21 protein-coding genes are annotated in these 17,572 nt (G+C 70.0%); 5 read left to right on the forward strand and 16 right to left on the reverse strand.

Annotation, left to right across the window (positions count from 1 at the left end; genetic code table 11):
* Positions 1–20: 20 nt before the first annotated feature.
* The 4 genes from ACW14X_RS01885 to ACW14X_RS01900 form a co-directional block, all read right to left on the reverse strand.
* A complete protein-coding gene (locus ACW14X_RS01885) occupies positions 21–926 on the reverse strand; it encodes an ABC transporter permease subunit (protein ID WP_160023847.1) in 906 nt (301 codons plus the stop codon).
* The gene (locus ACW14X_RS01890; protein ID WP_457164502.1) at positions 919–2,190 is read right to left on the reverse strand and encodes a quaternary amine ABC transporter ATP-binding protein; all 1,272 of its coding nucleotides are present in this window, start codon (positions 2,188–2,190) and stop codon (positions 919–921) included. Before ACW14X_RS01890 ends, ACW14X_RS01885 begins: the two co-directional genes overlap by 8 nt.
* On the reverse strand, positions 2,190–3,146 hold the full coding sequence (locus tag ACW14X_RS01895) for an ABC transporter substrate-binding protein (RefSeq protein WP_457164503.1): 957 nt from the start codon (positions 3,144–3,146) through the stop codon (positions 2,190–2,192). Before ACW14X_RS01895 ends, ACW14X_RS01890 begins: the two co-directional genes overlap by 1 nt.
* 129 nt (positions 3,147–3,275) lie before the next feature.
* Entirely contained in the window at positions 3,276–4,151 is an 876-nt protein-coding gene (locus tag ACW14X_RS01900) for a LysR family transcriptional regulator (RefSeq protein ID WP_457164504.1), read from the reverse strand.
* Positions 4,152–4,212: 61 nt separating this feature from the next.
* Here ACW14X_RS01900 and ACW14X_RS01905 point away from each other — a divergent pair, with 61 nt between their 5' ends.
* Entirely contained in the window at positions 4,213–5,115 is a 903-nt protein-coding gene (locus ACW14X_RS01905) for an aldose 1-epimerase family protein (protein ID WP_457164505.1), read from the forward strand.
* A 10-nt stretch (positions 5,116–5,125) separates the two neighbouring features.
* Here ACW14X_RS01905 and ACW14X_RS01910 read toward each other — a convergent pair whose 3' ends face one another.
* The 4 genes from ACW14X_RS01910 to ACW14X_RS01925 form a co-directional block, all read right to left on the reverse strand.
* Positions 5,126–6,340: an SGNH/GDSL hydrolase family protein gene (locus tag ACW14X_RS01910; protein WP_457164506.1), complete on the reverse strand. Its 1,215-nt coding sequence runs from the start codon at positions 6,338–6,340 to the stop codon at positions 5,126–5,128.
* 91 nt (positions 6,341–6,431) lie between these two features.
* Complete coding sequence (locus ACW14X_RS01915) at positions 6,432–6,914, reverse strand: PH domain-containing protein (RefSeq protein ID WP_457164507.1); 483 nt, start codon at positions 6,912–6,914, stop codon at positions 6,432–6,434.
* Positions 6,898–7,761 carry an ATP phosphoribosyltransferase gene (gene hisG, locus ACW14X_RS01920; protein WP_400462381.1) on the reverse strand — a complete coding sequence of 288 codons (864 nt, stop codon included), beginning with the start codon at positions 7,759–7,761 and terminating at the stop codon, positions 6,898–6,900. Before hisG ends, ACW14X_RS01915 begins: the two co-directional genes overlap by 17 nt.
* A 9-nt stretch (positions 7,762–7,770) precedes the next feature.
* Entirely contained in the window at positions 7,771–8,034 is a 264-nt protein-coding gene (locus ACW14X_RS01925; protein ID WP_008359350.1) for a phosphoribosyl-ATP diphosphatase, read from the reverse strand.
* Between the two features lie 107 nt (positions 8,035–8,141).
* Here ACW14X_RS01925 and ACW14X_RS01930 point away from each other — a divergent pair, with 107 nt between their 5' ends.
* Both ACW14X_RS01930 and ACW14X_RS01935 read left to right on the forward strand, forming a co-directional pair.
* Positions 8,142–8,396, forward strand: a complete 255-nt coding sequence (locus ACW14X_RS01930; RefSeq protein WP_160023855.1) for a helix-turn-helix domain-containing protein — start codon at positions 8,142–8,144, stop codon at positions 8,394–8,396.
* The gene (locus ACW14X_RS01935) at positions 8,393–9,013 is read left to right on the forward strand and encodes a hypothetical protein (protein WP_350713846.1); all 621 of its coding nucleotides are present in this window, start codon (positions 8,393–8,395) and stop codon (positions 9,011–9,013) included. The genes ACW14X_RS01930 and ACW14X_RS01935 overlap by 4 nt, the downstream gene beginning before the upstream one ends.
* A 30-nt stretch (positions 9,014–9,043) precedes the next feature.
* Here the strand turns inward: ACW14X_RS01935 and ACW14X_RS01940 are convergent, their stop codons facing one another.
* The 4 genes from ACW14X_RS01940 to ACW14X_RS01955 form a co-directional block, all read right to left on the reverse strand.
* On the reverse strand, positions 9,044–9,571 hold the full coding sequence (locus ACW14X_RS01940; protein WP_457164508.1) for a gamma carbonic anhydrase family protein: 528 nt from the start codon (positions 9,569–9,571) through the stop codon (positions 9,044–9,046).
* Positions 9,572–9,582: 11 nt separating this feature from the next.
* Entirely contained in the window at positions 9,583–10,617 is a 1,035-nt protein-coding gene (locus ACW14X_RS01945; RefSeq protein ID WP_457164509.1) for a cation diffusion facilitator family transporter, read from the reverse strand.
* Positions 10,614–10,949 (reverse strand): ArsR/SmtB family transcription factor, encoded by a 336-nt coding sequence (locus ACW14X_RS01950; RefSeq protein ID WP_457164510.1) that lies wholly within the window; start codon positions 10,947–10,949, stop codon positions 10,614–10,616. Before ACW14X_RS01950 ends, ACW14X_RS01945 begins: the two co-directional genes overlap by 4 nt.
* Before the next feature lie 514 nt (positions 10,950–11,463).
* Positions 11,464–12,705, reverse strand: coding sequence for a DUF222 domain-containing protein (locus ACW14X_RS01955; RefSeq protein ID WP_457164511.1), 1,242 nt, complete (start codon positions 12,703–12,705; stop codon positions 11,464–11,466).
* A gap of 440 nt (positions 12,706–13,145) precedes the next feature.
* Here ACW14X_RS01955 and ACW14X_RS01960 point away from each other — a divergent pair, with 440 nt between their 5' ends.
* Positions 13,146–13,754: a class I SAM-dependent methyltransferase gene (locus ACW14X_RS01960; RefSeq protein WP_457164512.1), complete on the forward strand. Its 609-nt coding sequence runs from the start codon at positions 13,146–13,148 to the stop codon at positions 13,752–13,754.
* A 34-nt stretch (positions 13,755–13,788) separates the two neighbouring features.
* Positions 13,789–14,022 (forward strand): hypothetical protein, encoded by a 234-nt coding sequence (locus ACW14X_RS01965; protein WP_457164513.1) that lies wholly within the window; start codon positions 13,789–13,791, stop codon positions 14,020–14,022.
* An 80-nt stretch (positions 14,023–14,102) separates the two neighbouring features.
* On the opposite strand, the gene ribH is transcribed toward ACW14X_RS01965, so the two are convergent.
* Genes ribH through ribD form a run of 4 tightly spaced genes read right to left on the reverse strand, consistent with a single transcriptional unit; the run spans position 14,103 to position 17,504 of the window.
* Positions 14,103–14,585: a 6,7-dimethyl-8-ribityllumazine synthase gene (gene ribH / locus ACW14X_RS01970; protein WP_160023863.1), complete on the reverse strand. Its 483-nt coding sequence runs from the start codon at positions 14,583–14,585 to the stop codon at positions 14,103–14,105.
* On the reverse strand, positions 14,582–15,847 hold the full coding sequence (locus ACW14X_RS01975) for a bifunctional 3,4-dihydroxy-2-butanone-4-phosphate synthase/GTP cyclohydrolase II (protein WP_457166035.1): 1,266 nt from the start codon (positions 15,845–15,847) through the stop codon (positions 14,582–14,584). Before ACW14X_RS01975 ends, ribH begins: the two co-directional genes overlap by 4 nt.
* A gap of 2 nt (positions 15,848–15,849) precedes the next feature.
* Entirely contained in the window at positions 15,850–16,446 is a 597-nt protein-coding gene (locus tag ACW14X_RS01980; protein ID WP_457164514.1) for a riboflavin synthase, read from the reverse strand.
* Positions 16,446–17,504, reverse strand: a complete 1,059-nt coding sequence (gene ribD, locus ACW14X_RS01985) for a bifunctional diaminohydroxyphosphoribosylaminopyrimidine deaminase/5-amino-6-(5-phosphoribosylamino)uracil reductase RibD (RefSeq protein WP_457166036.1) — start codon at positions 17,502–17,504, stop codon at positions 16,446–16,448. The genes ACW14X_RS01980 and ribD overlap by 1 nt, the downstream gene beginning before the upstream one ends.
* Between the last annotated feature and the right edge of the window lie 68 nt (positions 17,505–17,572).

Here is a 17,572-nt window from a genome sequence, read left to right on the forward strand (position 1 = left end):
CTCCGATCAGGGATTTCGGGTCAGGCGGGGGTGAGCTCGGGCTCGGGGGTCGCGTGGGCACCGCGACCGCGGCCGAGCTTCGGCCACCAGGACGGCACCAGGCCACGCTGGCCGCCGAGTGCGGCCGAGACGCGGTCGAGGTAGATCGCGATGACGACGACGGCCAGTCCGCCCTCGATCGAGGCGCCGATCTGCAGCCCCTGGACCGCGTTGACGACGACGCCACCGAGGCCGGAGCCGCCGACCAGCCCGGCCACGACGACCATCGAGAGGGCCAGCATGATGACCTGGTTGACGCCGGTCATGATCGAGTCCTTGGCCAGCGGGAGCTGGACCTCGCGCAGGATCTCCCAGCGGCCCGCGCCGAAGGCGGTGGCCGCCTCGACGGTCTCGGGGTCGACCTGGTTGATCCCGAGCTGGGTGAGCCGGACCGCCGGCGGCAGGGCGAAGACGATGGTGGCGACCAGGCCGGGTGCGTCGCCGACGCCGAAGAAGAGGATCGTCGGCAGCAGGTAGACGAAGACCGGGAGCGTCTGCATCAGGTCGAGGACCGGCCGCAGGGCCGTCCGCAGCGGTGGCGAGAAGGCCGACCAGATCCCCAGCGGGATGCCGATCACCAGCGCGACGAGCGTCGCCACGAGCACCGAGGTGGTGGTCTGCATCGTCTCGTACCACAGGTCCATCGACTCGATCAGGAGCAACCCGGCGGTCAGCACCAGGGTCAGCACGACCTGGCGGGTCACCAGGAGCGCGATCACGGCGAGCACGATGATCATCGCGACCGGTGGCAGGCCGCCGAGCACGTTGTAGACCATCCGGAGCAGGAAGTTGAGCGCCTCCTTGATGCCGTCGAAGAACGGCCCGAGGTTGTCGGTGAGGAAGGTGATGACGTCCTCACCGATGTCGCCGATGTGAAGGTCAGGCATGGGCCACCTCCGCAGCCTCGTCGGAGTCGTTCACGGAGTCGTTTTCGGTGTCGTTCACGGTGGAGAGCGCCGAGAGGATCGCGCCCCGCGGCACTACGCCGCGCAGCCTGCCGTCCTCGTCGAGGACCGTGACGGGCACGACCTGGCGGCCCGCCAGATGCATGAAGTCGCCGATCACGTCGCCCTCCTTGACCTGGTGGTAGTCCTCCCCCAGCGCACCGTGGACGCTCTTGGCGCCACGCCGGGTCAGGCTCACCAGCCGGTCGTCGGTCACGACGCCCAGCAGCCTGTCGTCCGCGCCGGTCACGAACGCTCCGGTGACCTCGTTCTCCCCCAGCCTGCGCAGCGCATCGTGGGGCGTGATGTCCTCGGGGAGCACGAGCCGGGCCGGCCGGATCAGGTCAGCGGCGCTGAGCACGCGCGCCCGGTCGACGTCGGAGACGAACTCGCTGACGTAGTCGTCGGCAGGGTGCGCCACGATCTCGGGCCCGGGAGCGAGCTGGACGACCCGGCCCTCGCGCATCACCATCACCCGGTCGCCGATCCGCATCGCCTCGTTGAGGTCGTGGGTGACGAAGACCGTGGTGCGCTGGTCCTGGGCCTGGAGCTCGACCAGCAGATCCTGCATGTCGCGCCGGATCAGCGGGTCCAGCGCCGAGAACGGCTCGTCCATCAGCAGGATCGGCGGGTCCACGGCCAGCGCGCGGGCCAGACCCACCCGCTGCCGCATGCCGCCGGAGAGCTCGTGCGGGAGCTTGTCGCCGCGCCCGCCCAGGCCGACCCGGTCCAGGGCGGCGTCGGCCCTCTCGAGCCGCTCCTGCTTCGGGATGCCGCGTACCTTCAGGCCGTACGCCGCGTTCTCCCGCACCGTCCGGTGCGGGAAGAGCGAGAAGTGCTGGAAGACCATCCCGATGCCGTTGTTGCGGAGCTCGCGCAGCCGCTGGTCGGAGACCTGGGTGATGTCCTCGCCGTCGATCAGGAGCTCGCCGGCGCTGGGCTCGTTGAGCCGGTTGATCATCCTCAGCACGGTCGACTTGCCCGAGCCGGACAGGCCCATGACGACGAACATCTCGCCCTTGGCGATCTCGAAGTCGATCTCGTGGGCGCCGAGGTAGCCGCCCGCGGCGGCGGCCGCGGCACGCGGGTCCTGGGCGGCCAGTGCCTTCTCGGCCTGCCTCCTGCCGAGGCCGTAGACCTTGCTCAGGCCACGCCCGACGATCGCGGGCTCGGCCGTCTCGTCGGCTTGCAACGTCGTCTCGCTCATCAGATCTCCGCCTTCTCGCCGTCTGCGTCCTCGACCCCGTCGAGGAACTCGGCGACTCTGTCGGGGTTGTCGTCGATCCACGCCTCGGCGATGTCGGCGAGCTCCTTCCCGGACTTGTCGTGGTCGTAGTAGAACTGCCCGGCCTCGTCGGTGGTGAAGGTCAGGTTGGAGAGGAACTCGGCGATCTCCGGGTTGTCGTCCTCGAACCCCTTGCGGGTGACCGTGCGGATCTCACCGGCGCCTCCCCACACCTTGTCGGGGTCCTCGAGGAAGGCGGCGTCGAACTGCACGGTCATCCAGTGCGGGCTCCAGCCGAGGAACACGATCGGCTGGCCGGCCTTCTGCGACTTCTCGACCTGGGCGAGCATCGCCGGGGTGCCGCTGGCGACGAGCTTCCAGTCCCCCAGGCCGTACGCGTCCTCGTCAATCGCCTTCTGGATCGTCTCGTTGCCCGGGGAGCCGGCCTCGATGCCATAGATCTTCTTCCCGAACCTCGCGGCGTTGGCGTCGAGGTCGGCGAGCGACTCGATCCCGAGCTCGTCGGCGACGTCGCCGGGGATCGCCGGGGCGTACTCGGTGCCCTTCACGATCGTGGAGAGCACCTCGACGTCGCCCTCCTCGATGGGGTCGCCGAAGCTGGGCTCCTGGGAGGGCCACCAGTTGCCGAGGTAGGCGTCGATCTGGCCCGAGGAGACCGCGGTCGCCGCGTTCTCGACGGACAGGTTCTTCTTGATGCTCGCGTCGTAGCCGAGCTCCTGGAGGATCTGGACGGCGATCTCGTTCTCGACCTGGAGGTCGACCCACGGCTGCTCGGCGAGGACCACCGAGTTCTCGGCTCCTCCGGAGTCGCTCTGGGCGAAGCCGTCACGCTCGCTCGCGGTCGTGCAGGCGGTCAGGGTGCCGGCGGTCGCCGCGATGGCGAGGGCGGCCACAGCAAGGCGTTGGGGGCGGCGCATGCATGCTCCATCCAATCGGTTCATATATGTCTAACACACTAGACATTCGCCTTCTGGGTGTTCCAGCACGTCCGCGCAGCGAGCAAGACGAAGATCGAGATGCTGCGATAGAGAGTCTCTATAGCTGAGTCACTGGTCGGTCAGATCCTGAGCCAGCGCGACGAACTGCTCCACCAGCGCGTCGCCGCGTTCCTCCAGCCACACCAGAGACACGCTCACCCGCGTCACCGGAGCCAGCGGCACGACCTTCGCCCCGGCTCGCGACGCCGCACCGGCCATGCCCTCGGTCAGCATCGCGACCCCGGCCCGCGCCAGCACCAGCGGGATGATCGAGGCGACGTGGGCCGTCTCGATGGCGACCTCGGTGGGCAGACCCGCGGCCTCGAGGCGGGCATCGAGGAACGTACGCAGCGCCGTGCCGGCCGGTGTCGCGATCAGGCCGACCTCGGCGAGCTCCTCGATCCGGATCTCCTCCGGCGCCTCGCCCGAAGGCGGCAGGACCGCCACCAGCTCGTGCTCGGCGAGGCGGTGCGAGGCGAAGGGGCCGTGCGGCGTCGCGCCGTCGATGAGCCCCACGTCGGCCTCGCCCTTGCGCACCTGGTCCAAGACGTCGGAGCGGTGCTGCGGGTCGGTGACGACCACCTGCGCTCCAGGCTGGATCCGGCGGAACTCGGCCAGCACCGGCACCAGCGGCTCGACCGCCCATACCGTGCTGGAGGTGATCCGCAGCCGCCCGAACCCCTCGTCGGAGACCGACCGGACCGCACCCGCGGCGAGCTCGAAGCCACGTACGACCCGACGGGCCGGTCCCAGCAGCGCCGAGCCCGCCGGCGTGAGCCGCACGCCTCTGCCATGACGCTCGAAGAGCGGACCGCCCAGCTCCCGCTCGAGCCCACGCACGGCGTACGACAACGACGGCTGGGCGACGTGCAGACGCGCCGCGGCGCTGGTGAAGCTGCCCGCCTCAGCGATCGCGAGGAAGAACTCCAGCTGTCGTCGCTCCATGGCCCGAGGCTAACCCCGACCAGCCACCGGGGCGGCGCGGCCACCTCGATAGCCTGTGCGCGTGCTGAGACCGAGTGGAGAGCAGTTCACGATCGACGGCGGGGGCTACGCCGCCACGGTGACGGAGAGTGGCGGCGCGCTGCGGCTGCTGTCCTACGAGGGGCGGGACCTGATCGCCGGGTTCGGCGACGAGGAGCAGTCCAGCGGCGGCAAGGGTCAGCTGCTGGCGCCGTGGCCCAACCGGATCCGCGACGGACGCTACGAGTTCGGCGGGAAGACCTACCAGCTGGGGCTCACCGAGGTCGCGCGCAACAACGCCTCCCACGGGCTGGTGCGGTGGTCGCAGTGGCTGCCCATCGAGGAGGCCAAGAGCTCGATCACCCTGGCCACCCGGTTGATGGCGCAGAGCGGCTATCCGTGGACGCTCGACCTCGAGGTGACGTACGCCATCGGGGCAGACGGGCTCACCGTGACCCAGTCGGCGACCAACCATGCCGACTCCCCCGCGCCCTACGCCGCCGGCGCGCACCCCTATCTCACCGTCGGCGCCGGTCCGGTCGACGAGTGGACGCTCACCCTTCCGGCGCGGACGCGACTGCTCTCCGACCCCGAGCGCAAGCTGCCCACCGGGAGCGAGGCGACGGCAGGGACCGCCTACGACTTCACCTCCGCCAAGCCCATCGGCGACGTCGTCCTCGACCACGCCTTCACCGATCTCGACCGTGGCGAGGACGGGCGGGCGACCGTCACGATCCAGGGCCCCGACGGCGGCGTCGCGCTCTGGGTCGACGAGCACCACCCGTGGCTGATGGTCTACAGCGCCGACGACCAGTCGCCGGCTCGCGGCGGTCTCGCCGTCGAGCCGATGACCGCTCCCCCGGACGCGTTCAACTCCAGCACCGACCTGGTCTCGCTCGCCCCCGACGAGCGCCTCGAGATCACGTGGGGCATCACCGCGATCTGATCGCCACGGCCTAGCGGTCGCACTCCAGCAACGACAGGTCGACCGCCTCGGCCATCGCCGCATAGCCGGCGTCGCCGGGGTGGAGATGATCCCCGGAGTCGTACGCAGGCAGGAACCGCGCCGGTCGCTCGGGGTCACGCGTGGCCGCATCGAAGTCGACGATGCCGTCGAACTCGCCGGAGGTCCGGATCCACTCGTTGACCGCGACCCGCACGCGATCGCGTGCGGGGGTGTAGCGGCTGCCGCCCTCGTACGGGGTGAGGGTGGCGCCGACGACGCACACGTCCTCGGCGTGCGCCTGGGCGATCAGGTCGCGGTAGGCCGCGGTCAGGTCGGAAGCCTCGTCGGCGTCGTCCCAGCGGATGTCGTTGATCCCCTCCAGCAGCACGACCGTGGAGACGCCGGGCTGGTCCAGGACGTCTCGCCGGAAGCGGTCCAGACCGCGCTGGCCACCGGTGCTGTCGACGAGCACGCGGTTGGCGGAGATCCCTTCGTTCATCATCGCGAACCGGTCGGCGTACGAGCTCGCCGCCACCCGGTCTGCCAGCACGTCAGGGTAGCGCCGGTTGGCTCCGACCGTTGAGCCGTTGCCGTCGGTGATCGAGTCACCGAAGAGCACCACGGTCTTGACCCGGCGCGGCTTCTCGACGACGACGCTCTCGACCCAGTACCAGCTCGAGATCTCCGTCGTGAATGCCGCACCCGACTCCTCGCCGGCCACGTCCGCGCCCGCCGTCCCCGAGATGTAGGAGGCCTGCGTGGCGACGTCGTGCCCGGTGATCGGGCCGCTCTCGCCGACGACGTGGAAGCTCACCGCGAGGGTCCTATCGGCCGGCACCGTCGCGTCGACCGGGTCGCTGAGCACCTCGGTGCCGGGGGCGACGGTGACCTGGTCGGCGCCGTCGAAGGTCAGCGGCCGGTTCGTGCCGCGCACCACCGCGGCTCCGTCCCCGGCCAGACCGAGGTGTGCCGAGGTGAAGGTCACCGGACGGTCGCCGAACACGTTGGACAGGGTGATGCGTACGCCGGAACCACCCAGCGAGGTGTGCACCAGGTTGCGCACCGACCGGTCCGCCAGGCCGGTGGCGCCGGTCTGGCCGCCCACCTCGTCGGCCGAGGCACCCCAGGTGCCGACCGGGTGCACCGGCGCGGCCTGGGCAGGCACGGTCGAGACCAGGGCGAGGACGGCCGCCAGCGCCGCGAAAGCACGAGTCCATGACGTCACGCAGACACGGTAAGTCGCCGCGGGCACCACGATCAGCGGTTCGGGCGAGTCTTCCCCGAAGCGTAGTAAGTGGTTCGCCGGAGGGTTGCTGCTAGGACAGCTCTTCGGCCAGCGTGCGCAGCGTGCGTACGGCCTTCTTCGACGCGCCCCCGTCGGATGCCTGGATGCCGAGGACGGAGATGTTGTGCCCCGAGGCCAGGTCGATGTTGGGCCAGGGAGCGCCGCGCGGGAAGTTGATCGCGAGGACCTCGGCCCACTCCAGGTCGCGGCGCTTGAAGCCGTTGACCACGGTCAGGCCGTCGGCACGAGCGACGACCCGCGATCGGGTCAGCGCATACACGCAGGCCACGATCCCGAGACCCACGGCTCCGAAGGTGAGCCGTTCGAACATGGTGACCTGTGCCTTGATCTCGGGCGTGAACCCGACCCAGACCATCGTGCACATGACCGCCAGGGCGGCCACGAGGAACCAGCCCATGAAGCGCGCCCCAAGCGGACGCCAGGTGTGCGGCAGCTTCACCGGCAGCTCAGGGCCAGCGGTGTCAGATCCAGCGGGCTCAGATCCGGCAGGCATTGATCTCCGTCAGCAGGATCGCGCGGGCACCCACGGCGTACAGGTCGTCCATCAGCTTCTGCGAACCGGCACGCGGCACCATCGCACGGACGGCGACCCAGCCCTCGCGGTGCAGCGGGCTGACCGTCGGCCCCTCGAGGCCGGGCGTCATCGCGGAGGCCTCGGAGAGGTCCTCGGCGCGGATGTCGTAGTCCATCATCACGTAGCTGCGTGCGATCAGGACGCCGTCCAGACGGCGCTTGAACGTCTCGTACGCCTCCGGCAGCTGCGCGCCCGACCGGGTGATCACCACGGCCTCGGAGCGCATGATCGGCTCGCCGAAGATCTCCAGACCGGCCTGTCGCATCGTGGATCCGGTCTCGACCACGTCGGCGATCGCGTCGGCGACACCGAGCTGGATCGAGGTCTCGACGGCGCCGTCGAGCCGGGTGACGCTCGCGTCGATCCCCTCGCGCTCCAGGAAGGCCGAGACGACGCCGACGTAGGAGGTCGCGATCCGCTTGCCGCGCAGCTCCTCGATCGAGGTGAAGGCGCCGGCGCGGCCGGCGAAGTGGAACCGGCTGCGGCCGAAGCCGAGCCCGATGACCTCGTCGGCCTTGGCGCCGGAGTCGAGGAGCAGGTCGCGGCCGGTGATGCCGATGTCGAGGGTTCCCTCGCCGACGTAGAGCGCGATGTCGCGCGGACGCAGGTAGAAGAACTCGACGCCGTTCTCGTCGTCGATGAGGGTCAGGCGCTTGGAGTCCTCGCGCTGGCGGTAGCCGGCCTCGCGCAGGAGCTCGGAGGCGGAGCTGGACAGCGAGCCCTTGTTGGGGACGGCGATCCGGAGAGGCTTGTCATCGGTTGTCATGAGGTTCCCCTACAGGTGTGAGTAGACGTCGTCGATCGAGATTCCGCTGGCGAGCATGAGCACCTGGGCGTGGTAGAGCAGCTGGGAGATCTCCTCCGCGGTCGCTTCCTTGCCCTCGTACTCGGCCGCCATCCAGGACTCGGCGGCCTCCTCGACCAGCTTCTTCCCGATCGCATGGACCCCGGCGTCGAGCTGTGCCACGGTGCCGGATCCTTCAGGTCGGGTCCGGGCCTTCTCACTCAGCTCGGCCCAGAGCTCGTCGAACGTCTTCACGAGCGTCAAGCCTAGGCCGTACGCGACCCGGCCCCCGAATCGTCTCATCGGATCCATAGCAGAACTGCTATGGACAGCCATAGCAGTTCTGCGATACCTTCGATTTCATGAGCACCGACGACGAGGACACCGCGTTCTACGTCGGGATCGCCGCGCAGGTCACCGAGCACCGGGTCGCGCGGGGCCTGTCCCAGCGCGAGCTCGCCGAGCTCTGCGGCACGACCCAGTCGGCGATCGCTCGGCTGGAGTCCGGGTCCCGCCCACCCAAGATCGACACCCTCCTCCGGGTGGCAGCCGCCCTCGACTGCCGCCTCGAGGTCGGCTTCCACCCCCGCACCCGAGCCCACAGGAGCACGCCATGAAGACCCCTATTGCCGCCGACGAGGTCGAGTCGACCCGCAGCGAGCGGTTCCTGGCGGTCGCGCTGACCGCCTTCCTGCTCGTCGGCACCGTCTGGTTCTACGTCAAGGTCGCCGGCTGGTGGCCGCTCTACATGGACTGGGACCAGTGCAACAACGGCCAGACGGCGTGCGAGATCCCCGGCCACGAGGCGATCCAGATCGGGATCCGCCTCGGCTTCATCATCCTGCTCTGCCTGGTCGGGTTCTGGGTCCTCTACCGGCTGCGCCGCAGCGGCTCCCGCTTCCTCCCGCTCGGCTTCGCGCTCGCCGCGACCGGGGTGATCATGGCCCTGGTCTTCGCCTTCCACTACACCTTCGAGTACGCCGACTTCGGCCCGCTCATCCTGTCGCTGTTCGGCGCCGCGGCCACCGTCGGCGTGTTCGTCGCCGTCCAGCGGCTCCTCGCCAAGCGGATCCCGGCCATGCGCGTACGCAAGGGCGACTGCCCCTACTGCGGCTACCCGGTCCGCGGCAAGCACTGCGAGGGCTGCGGCCGCGAGACCATCGCCCCGTGCGCGACCTGCGAGGCCGACCGCCGGGTCGGCTCGCTCCACTGCGTCGCCTGCGGCGCCGACTGACCCTCCACCTCAGGGTGAGGGTTAGGCTGGTTAGGCCGGTCGTACGGTCGCGCGGTGCAACTTCATGAACTCAACGTAGCCGGGCGCGTTGAGCTCGAGGATCGCGGCGGGGTTGCTGCCGGGCTCGATCGTGCCGCGGATCTTGGCCGGCACGCCCATCACCAGGCTGTGGTCGGGCACCTCCGTCCCCTCGACCACCATCGCGCCGGCCGCGATCAGGCAGCCGTCGCCGATGACCACGGCATCGGAGACCACGGCGCCGTTGCCGACCAGCGACCCGGTCCCGATCCGGTCACCGTGCACCACGCAGCCGTGCGCGATGGTGCTGTGCGCGCCCATCTCGAGGGAGGAGCCGGGGCGTACGTGCAGCACCGAGTTGTCCTGCACGTTGGAGCCCTCGCCGATGATGATCGGCCCGACGTCGGCACGCAGCACCGCGCCGTACCAGACGCTGGCGTTCGGACCGAGGCGTACGTCACCGATCAGCGTTGCTGTCGGCGCCACCCAGGCGTCGGGATGGATCTGCGGACTCTTGCCGTCGAATTCGAAGATGTTCATCAGGGCAGAGCCTAGGGGTGTGCTCCGTCAGGGCTGACGTGGAGGACCACACTGGTCAGCCGCGGCAGTGCCTCCAGGAGATGCTCCTCGGCATGGTGGGCGATGTCGTGCCCGGCGGAGACGGGCAGCTCGGCTGACACGGTGATGTCGCCGTCGGCGTGGAGGGTGTGCCCGATCCACCGCAGCCTCAGGCTGCGGACCTCCAGCACGCCGTCCACCGTGCCGACCGCGTCCCTCCCCCTGCGTACGTCCTCCGGGGTAACCGCGTCCATCAGCCGAGCACCGACCTGCTTGAGTGCCGAGCGCAGCACGCCGAGGATCGCGACGGCGATCAGCAGCCCGATCACCGGGTCGGCCCACGGCATCCCGACCGCAACCCCGGCAGCACCGAGGACCACGGCCAGCGAGGTGAACCCATCGGTACGCGCGTGGAGCCCGTCGGCGACCAGAGCCGCCGAGCCGATGTGGCGGCCCACCCGGATCCGGTAGCGCGCGACGATCTCGTTGCCACAGAACCCGACCACTCCGGCCGCAGCGACCGCCCAGACGTGCTCGACCTCCCGCGGATGGAACAGCCGGTCGATGGCCTCCCAACCCGCCAGAATGCTGGAGAGCGCGATCATGGCGACGACGAAGAGCCCGGCGAGATCCTCAGCCCGGCCGTACCCATAGGTGAACCGGTCGTTGGCCGGACGCCGAGCGAGCCAGAACGCCACGAGCAACGGCACCGCCGTCAGCGCGTCCGCGACATTGTGGAGCATGTCCCCCAGCAGCGCCACCGACCCGGTCAGGGTCACCACGACCGCCTGCAGCCCCGCCGTCAGCGCGAGCACACCGAGGCTGATCCACAGCGCTCGCCGCCCACGTACGTCGGCCTCCAGCGCCTCGTCGACCTGGTCCGCAGCATCGTGGGAGTGAGCCCCGAAGACGTCAGAGACCGCATGCTTGACGCGCGCCCACCGCCCATCGCTGTGGTCATGACCGTGTCCGTGGCCGTGTCCGGCGTGGGCATGGTCGCGTAGGTGATCGTGCAACGTATGGGTCATACCGACTCCTCCCCCGACGACCGATGGTGCGCAGGGACCTGGTCCAGGAGATGCTCCACGTGGCCGATCGTGTCGAGGACGAGCTGGCGCACATGCCCGTTCTCGACCCGGTAGAGCACCGAGGTCCCCTCCTTCCGCGTCGTCACCAGCCGAGCCATCCGCATCTTCGCCAGATGCTGTGAGACCCCCGGCACCGGCTTCTCCAACATCGAGGCAAGCTCGGAGACCGACCGCTCCTCATCGAGCAACAGCCCCGCCATCTGCAGACGCGTCGGGTCAGCCAGCATCCGCAGCACCTCGACGGCAAGAGTGACGACGTCATCCCCCCACACCGGAGGTTGCGTATTTGCATGCATGCGCAAATTATAGCGCGACGACCGGGCCCCGCGATCGAGTCGGCGCATCTGTCCCGGATCACGCCGCCGAGGTCAGCCGGGTCAACGAGCGTCGCGATGCTGCCGACCACGGGTGAGCGAGCGCCGAAGACCAGTCGTCGACGTCGAACTCCCCCGCAGTCACCAGGCAGCCGCATTGCCCGCATCCCGTGCCTTCGGACGCAGCCAGGTCGACAACGAAGGCACTCTTGACCCGGATCCGCCCCAGAGAACCGCATCGGCTTGGATGGTTCGTTGTCACGGGAGCGAGCCAGACGCGCCGACTCGACCCGTGGCGCGGAGCAGACGCCCCGACTCGATCCCGGGCGGCGGAGCAGACACCCCGACTCGATCCCGCGCGGCGGGGCAGACGCGCCGACTCGACCGCGTGGCTCGGGGCAGACGCGCCGACTCGGTATGTCCACGGGTGTCGTCCGCGCGGTTGGCGTGTGGATCGTTGTGACCCGTCGGCTTAGGTGCGTCGAATGAAGCGGATGTCGCCGTTGGGGAGGCGTTCGTGGAGGTAGGTGGCGTCGTGGGCGCGGTGGTGGTGATGGGAGCAGAGCAGGGCGGCGTTGTCGAGGTCGGTGGCGCCGCCTTGGGCCCAGGCGATCCAGTGGTGTGCTTCGGCCCAGGTGCCGGGGATGTCGCAGCCTTCGGCCTCGCAGGTGGCTGAGCGGAGTAGGAGGGCTCGGCGTTGGGCGGCGGTGAAGAAGCGTTCCTTGCGGCCGAGGTCGAGGACCTCGGAGGCACTGCCGAGGACGGCGGGGAGGATGTTCGCGGTGCAGGCCAGGCGGCGGGCTTCGGCGGCGGTGATCGGGCTGCCACCGATGATCTGGGCGATGCCGGCTTCCTTGCGGAGCTGGTCGAGGTCGATGGTCACAATCACGGTAGTCGCATCCCCGCCGTGGATCGGGAGCCGGGCTGGGTCGAGGGTTTCCAGCAGCTGGCAGAACGCGCGCCCGAGTCGGCGGTCGTAGGGCAGGTAGTCGCCGGTCTCGGTGCGGGTGCCGTCGTCGCGTCGGGGTGAGGCGAAGGCCTCCAGGGTGGTGGCCAGGCGGTCCGCGGTCGCGTCCGGGACCACCGCCGTGACCCGGGTGGTGCCGTCCCCCAGGCGCCGCATCGCGAGTCGGGTCTTCTTGCGGGCGTGGGCCTCCTCGGCCGCCAGCCGTTTCGCCTCTTCCGCTTCGGCGACCTCGGGCGCGATGACGTCGAGGATCCGGCGCCCCAGTCGTCGGAGCTGGGTGGGGTCGAACCGGGTCGCGTAGGCGACCAGTGCTTCTTCGGCCTTGGTCTTGATCTCGGGGTCGAGGTCGGCCGGCAGTTCGTCGAGGGCGTTGACGATGACGTGGGCCTGGGCCGGGTTGCAGGCGCCCGCGCGCATCGCAGCCGCGACCAGTGCGTAGGAACGGTCCAGCGCTTCGGCGAGGCGCAGGTCGGCGCGCAGGGTCTCGGGGCGCTGGTGGGTGTGGTGATGCAACCACGCCGCCACATCCCGCGCCCCAGACTCGGCCGCGACGTCGTCGGCGGTGGCGAGAACCCGCAGCTCGAGCTCGGCCAGCTGCGCCTTCGCGCGAGCGATCTCGAGCAGGGTGGTGGCCTTCTGGTCGGTGGCCATGAACACCGGGTTCGCCGCCGCAACACCGTCAAGGGCGTCGGTGACCGCGACCACGGCCCCCAGCACAGGGTGCTGGGGCTGTTGCAGTGTGGTCATCGAACCGGTCACCTCCCGACGTACGAACTCAAGGGTTTCTGCCTGTGCAGAATCCCGGTTGGTTCGCTGGTCTCGGAGGCCCGGAGTACGGGCTATTACTTACCCTCGCAGCTCAGCGTGCACGCCCCTGGTTCCCCTGGATTACCCCACCCCCGTTGTGTCTCGGGTGGATGGGGCACGCCTCTTTCGAGGTGGTCGGCCTTCACGTTTACGCCTGCGCCGAGCCTACCACACAACACAAAACCAATGAACCCAATCAGGGACAGATATCCCAACCCAAACCCAGACCGCTGCTGGAAGCCCGCAAGACAGGTAAATGGCACCCACCCCAGACACCCTGCTTCTAAATCTCCCAACCCAGACAACGTATTGGCCCCACCCACGCTGGAACCCAAGCACGAGACCAAACAGACACACATCAACCACTACCCTGCTCACCGATGACCATGACAGAGATCGGCGCAGCCTACGACGACCGCGCAACCGAGTACATCGACCTGTTCGGAACGATCGACCAGCTCGCCAAGCGCGACCACGAGACGATCACCACCTGGCGAGACACCACGACCGGCCGCCTAGTGGATGCCGGCTGCGGCCCAGGGCTCTGGAGCCAGGAGCTCACCACGGGCGGCGTACGCGAGGTAGTAGGTCTGGACGCCTCGGCCGAGTTCGTCGCCGCCGCACGAGCGCGGTATCCGGAGGTCAGCTTCGAGCGAGCGGACATGGCTGACATCCCGCTGGAGGACGAGTCGGTCGGCGGCATCCTGGCGTGGTACTCGATCATCCACACCCCTCCCGCCGATCTGCCGGCGATCCTCGGCGAGTTCGCCCGCGTGCTCACGCCCGGCGGATCGGCGCTGATCGGCTTCTTCGACGGCGATCCCGGCGAGGCGTTCGACCACGCGGTGCACACCGCCTACTACTGGTCCGCCGAGGCGCTGGGAGACCTGCTCTCCCCGCACGGGTTCGTCGTCGAGCGGGCAGCGTCCTGCCAGGAGCCAGGGGCGCGCCGCCGCCACGGCGACCTGGTCGCGAGGCGCACCACCTGAATCGCCCACGCACAAACCACGGCGCGCACAGGGCATGGCCGACTCCGAGGGGTTCGTCACCTTCCACGACCTCGCCGCCGAGTTCACCGGGCTGTGCGACGCCGGGATCGAGGTCCTCGCCGACGCCGCCGGGATCGAGACCTGGACCGCGATCAACGTGCGCACGGTGATGGCACAGGGCGCGGACGGGAAGAGCCAGGGCATCGGCCACCTCGACCTCGACGCGATCGACGCCGCGTTCCCGGACGCGGTGGCCGCCTGCAGCTGACTCCGACTCCGAGAGCCCGCAGGTTGTGAAGCCGAGAGCGGTCCACCGACCGCTCTCAGGTTCACAACCCGCTCAGCGTCTCAGTAGTGGCGCACGCAGTCGCGCAGAGCGAGCGCGGTCTCCATGGCCGCCGCGGCGGCCTCATAGCCCTTGTCCTCGCTGGACCCCTCGAGCCCGGCCCGGTCGAGCGCCTGCTCCTCGTTGTCGCAGGTCAGCAGTCCGAAGCCGACGGGGATGAGGTGGTCGATCGCGATCCGGTTCAGACCGTCGGTGGCGGCCGAGCAGACGTACTCGAAGTGCGGGGTGCCGCCACGGATGACGACACCGAGCGCGACGATGGCGTCGTAGCCCGACTTTGCGAGCGCGGCCGCGGCGACCGGGAGCTCGAAGGCGCCCGGGACCCGGACGACGGTCAGGCCGCCGACGGCGGCGTCCTTGAGCGCGCGCTCGGCGCCGTTCAGCAGGCCGGCCATCACCTCGTCGTGCCAGCGCGCCGCCACGACGGCGACCCGCAGGTCGCTCGCGTCGACGACCTCAGGGGTAGGGGCTCCCTTGCCACTCATCGGTTCTCCTCAGACAGATCGGGCAGCGCGTGACCCATGCGGTCACGCTTGGTCAGCAGGTAGGCGAGATTGTGCTCGTTGGGTCGCGGGGTCAGCGGGACCCGCTCGGCGACCTCGACACCGTACGCCTCGAGGTGACTCACCTTCTCGGGGTTGTTGGTCATCAGGCGTACCGCATCGACCTTGAGGTCGCGCAGGATCTGCGAGGCGGCGCCGTAGTGTCGCGCGTCGGCCGGGAGGCCGAGATCGAGGTTGGCGTCGACGGTGTCGCGCCCGCCGTCCTGGAGCTGGTAGGCCTGCAGCTTGGCGAGCAGCCCGATCCCGCGGCCCTCGTGGCCGCGAAGGTAGACCACCACACCGCAGCCCTCCGCCGCGATCCGCGAGAGAGCCTCGCGCAGCTGCGGCCCGCAGTCGCAGCGCCGCGACCCGAAGACATCCCCGGTCAGGCACTCCGAGTGCACGCGCGCGAGCACCGGATCGCACCCGGCGATGTCCCCGTAGACCAGCGCGACGTGCTCGACCCCGTCGTCGATGGTGCGATAGCCGTACGCGGTGAAGTCACCGAACTCGGTGGGGAGCCGCGTCACCGCGCGCCGCTCGACCAGCACCTCCGTACGCCGCCGGTAGGTGACGAGGTCGGCGATCGAGATCATCGCGAGACCGTGCTCGTCGGCGAACTCCCGCAGCTGCGGGGCGCGCTGCATGGTGCCGTCGTCGTTGACCAGCTCGACCAGTGCACCGGCGGGTTCCAGACCGGCCAGCCGGGTCAGGTCGACCGCGGCCTCGGTGTGACCGACCCGGACCAGCACTCCCCCCTCGCGTGCCCGCAGCGGGAAGACATGCCCCGGCCGGGTCAGGTCACCGGCACCCGAGTGGGGCCCGGCCAGCAGCCGGGTGGTGAGCGCCCGGTCGGCGGCCGAGATGCCGGTCGAGACGCCCTCGCGGGCGTCCACGGACACCGCGTACGCCGTCTGCTTGCGATCCTCGTTGACACGAGTCATCGGGGGCAGGTCGAGGGCGTCGAGCCGCTCGCCCGGCAGCGCCACGCAGATCACGCCCGAGGACCAGCGGATCGCGAACGCCATCACCTCCGGGGTCGCCAGCTCGGCGGAGAAGATCAGGTCGCCCTCGTTCTCGCGGTCCTCGTCGTCGACGACCACGACCGGCTTGCCGGCCGCCAGGTCGGCGATCGCGTTCTCGACCGGGTCCAGGCGGACCCCCACGTACTGCTCGGTGCCCGATGAATTCAATCCAGTCTCGATGTTCACGGCCGAACCCCTCCCAGAAGCTTCTCGACATGCTTGGCGATGATGTCGGTCTCGAGGTTGACCTCGTCGCCGACGGCCCGGAACCCCAGCGACGTACGCGCCAGGGTCTCCGGGATGAGGCTGACGGTGAACGCGTCCTCGGTCACGCCCACCACGGTGAGGCTGATCCCGTCGACCGCGATCGAGCCCTTCTCGACGACGTAGCGGGCCAGCTCCGGGTCCAGGGAGATCGTGACGACCTCCCAGTGCTCGCTGGGCTCACGCGAGACGATGCGACCGACGCCGTCGACATGACCCTGGACGATGTGGCCACCGAGCCGGGTGCTCGGGGTGACCGCGCGCTCCAGGTTGACCCGGTCGCCGGCCGAGAGCGCGTGCAGGCTGGTGCGCTTGAGCGTCTCCAGCATCACGTCGGCGGTCCACTCGTTCTCGCCCAGCGTGGCGACGGTCAGGCAGCAGCCGTTGACCGCGATGGAGGCGCCCAGCTCTGCGTCCGCCAGCACGGTGGCGGCGGAGATGGTCAGGCGTACGGCGTCGCCCTGGTCCTCGATCCCGGCGACGGTGCCGAGCTCCTCAACAATCCCGGTGAACATCACTGCTCCCCTTTCTGTGGTTCCAAGACGAACCGCACGTTCGGCTCCTCGCCGGGCGCGGCAGGTGAAAGCACATCGACCGAGCGCACCCGCGGCCGGAACGCGTCGGCGATGGTGGTGATTCCGAGGTCGGCGACGGCCGAGCGGCCGGCGCCGAGCAGGAACGGGGCGACGTAGACGACGATCTCGTCCACGAGTCCCGCCTCCAGGAAGGCCGCGGCCAGCGTCGGCCCGCCCTCGAGAAAGACATGGCGGCGCTCACGCTCCCACAGGGCAGCGAGCGCCTCGTGCGGGTCGCGCGTGCGGAGGTGGAGGGACGGCGCCTGCGCGTCGAAGATCCGGCGGTCCTCGCCCAGGTCGCGCTCCCCCATGACGACCCGGAGAGGCTGTACGCCGACCGGCCGGTCCTCCAGGTCACGGACCGTCAGCGCGGGGTCGTCGACCGCGACCGTGTTGGTCCCGACCAGCATCGTGTCGCTCAGCGCACGGAGCTTGTGGGTGTCGAGCCGCGAGGCGCGCGAGGAGACCCAGCGCGAGGTGCCGTCGGCGGCGGCGCTGCGTCCGTCGAGGGTGGTGGCGAACTTCCAGGTGACGTAGGGGCGCTGCAGCTCGGCCGCCCGGGTCCAGACCCGGTTGAGCTCACGGGATTCCGCTGCGTACAGGCCCTGCTCGACCTCGATGCCCGCCTGCTTCAGCGTGGCGGCGCCGCCGGCGGCGACCGGGTTGGGGTCGGACTGGGCGTAGACGACACGGGCGACGCCGGCCTCGATCAGCGCCTGCGAGCACGGGCCGGTGCGGCCGGTGTGGTTGCACGGCTCGAGCGTCACGACCGCCGTCGCTCCACGGGCCGCCTCGCCGGCCTTCGCCAGCGCATCGACCTCCGCGTGCGGCGTGCCGGGCCCACGGTGGTAGCCCTCGGCGATCATCGACCCATCAGGCCCCAGGAGTACGCAGCCCACCCGCGGGTTCGGGTAGGTGGCAGGCCCCGGGGCGCCGATCGCAGCGGCCAGGTCCAGGGCGCGACGCATCGCTCCCGGCTCCGGGTCACGCTGGTCCAAGCACTTCATCTGATCCCCTCTGGTCCGTCTCACGGACTCCGGGGTCAGGCCGAGACATCGCGCCGCGC

This window comes from Nocardioides sp. YJ-D4, assembly GCF_054031495.1.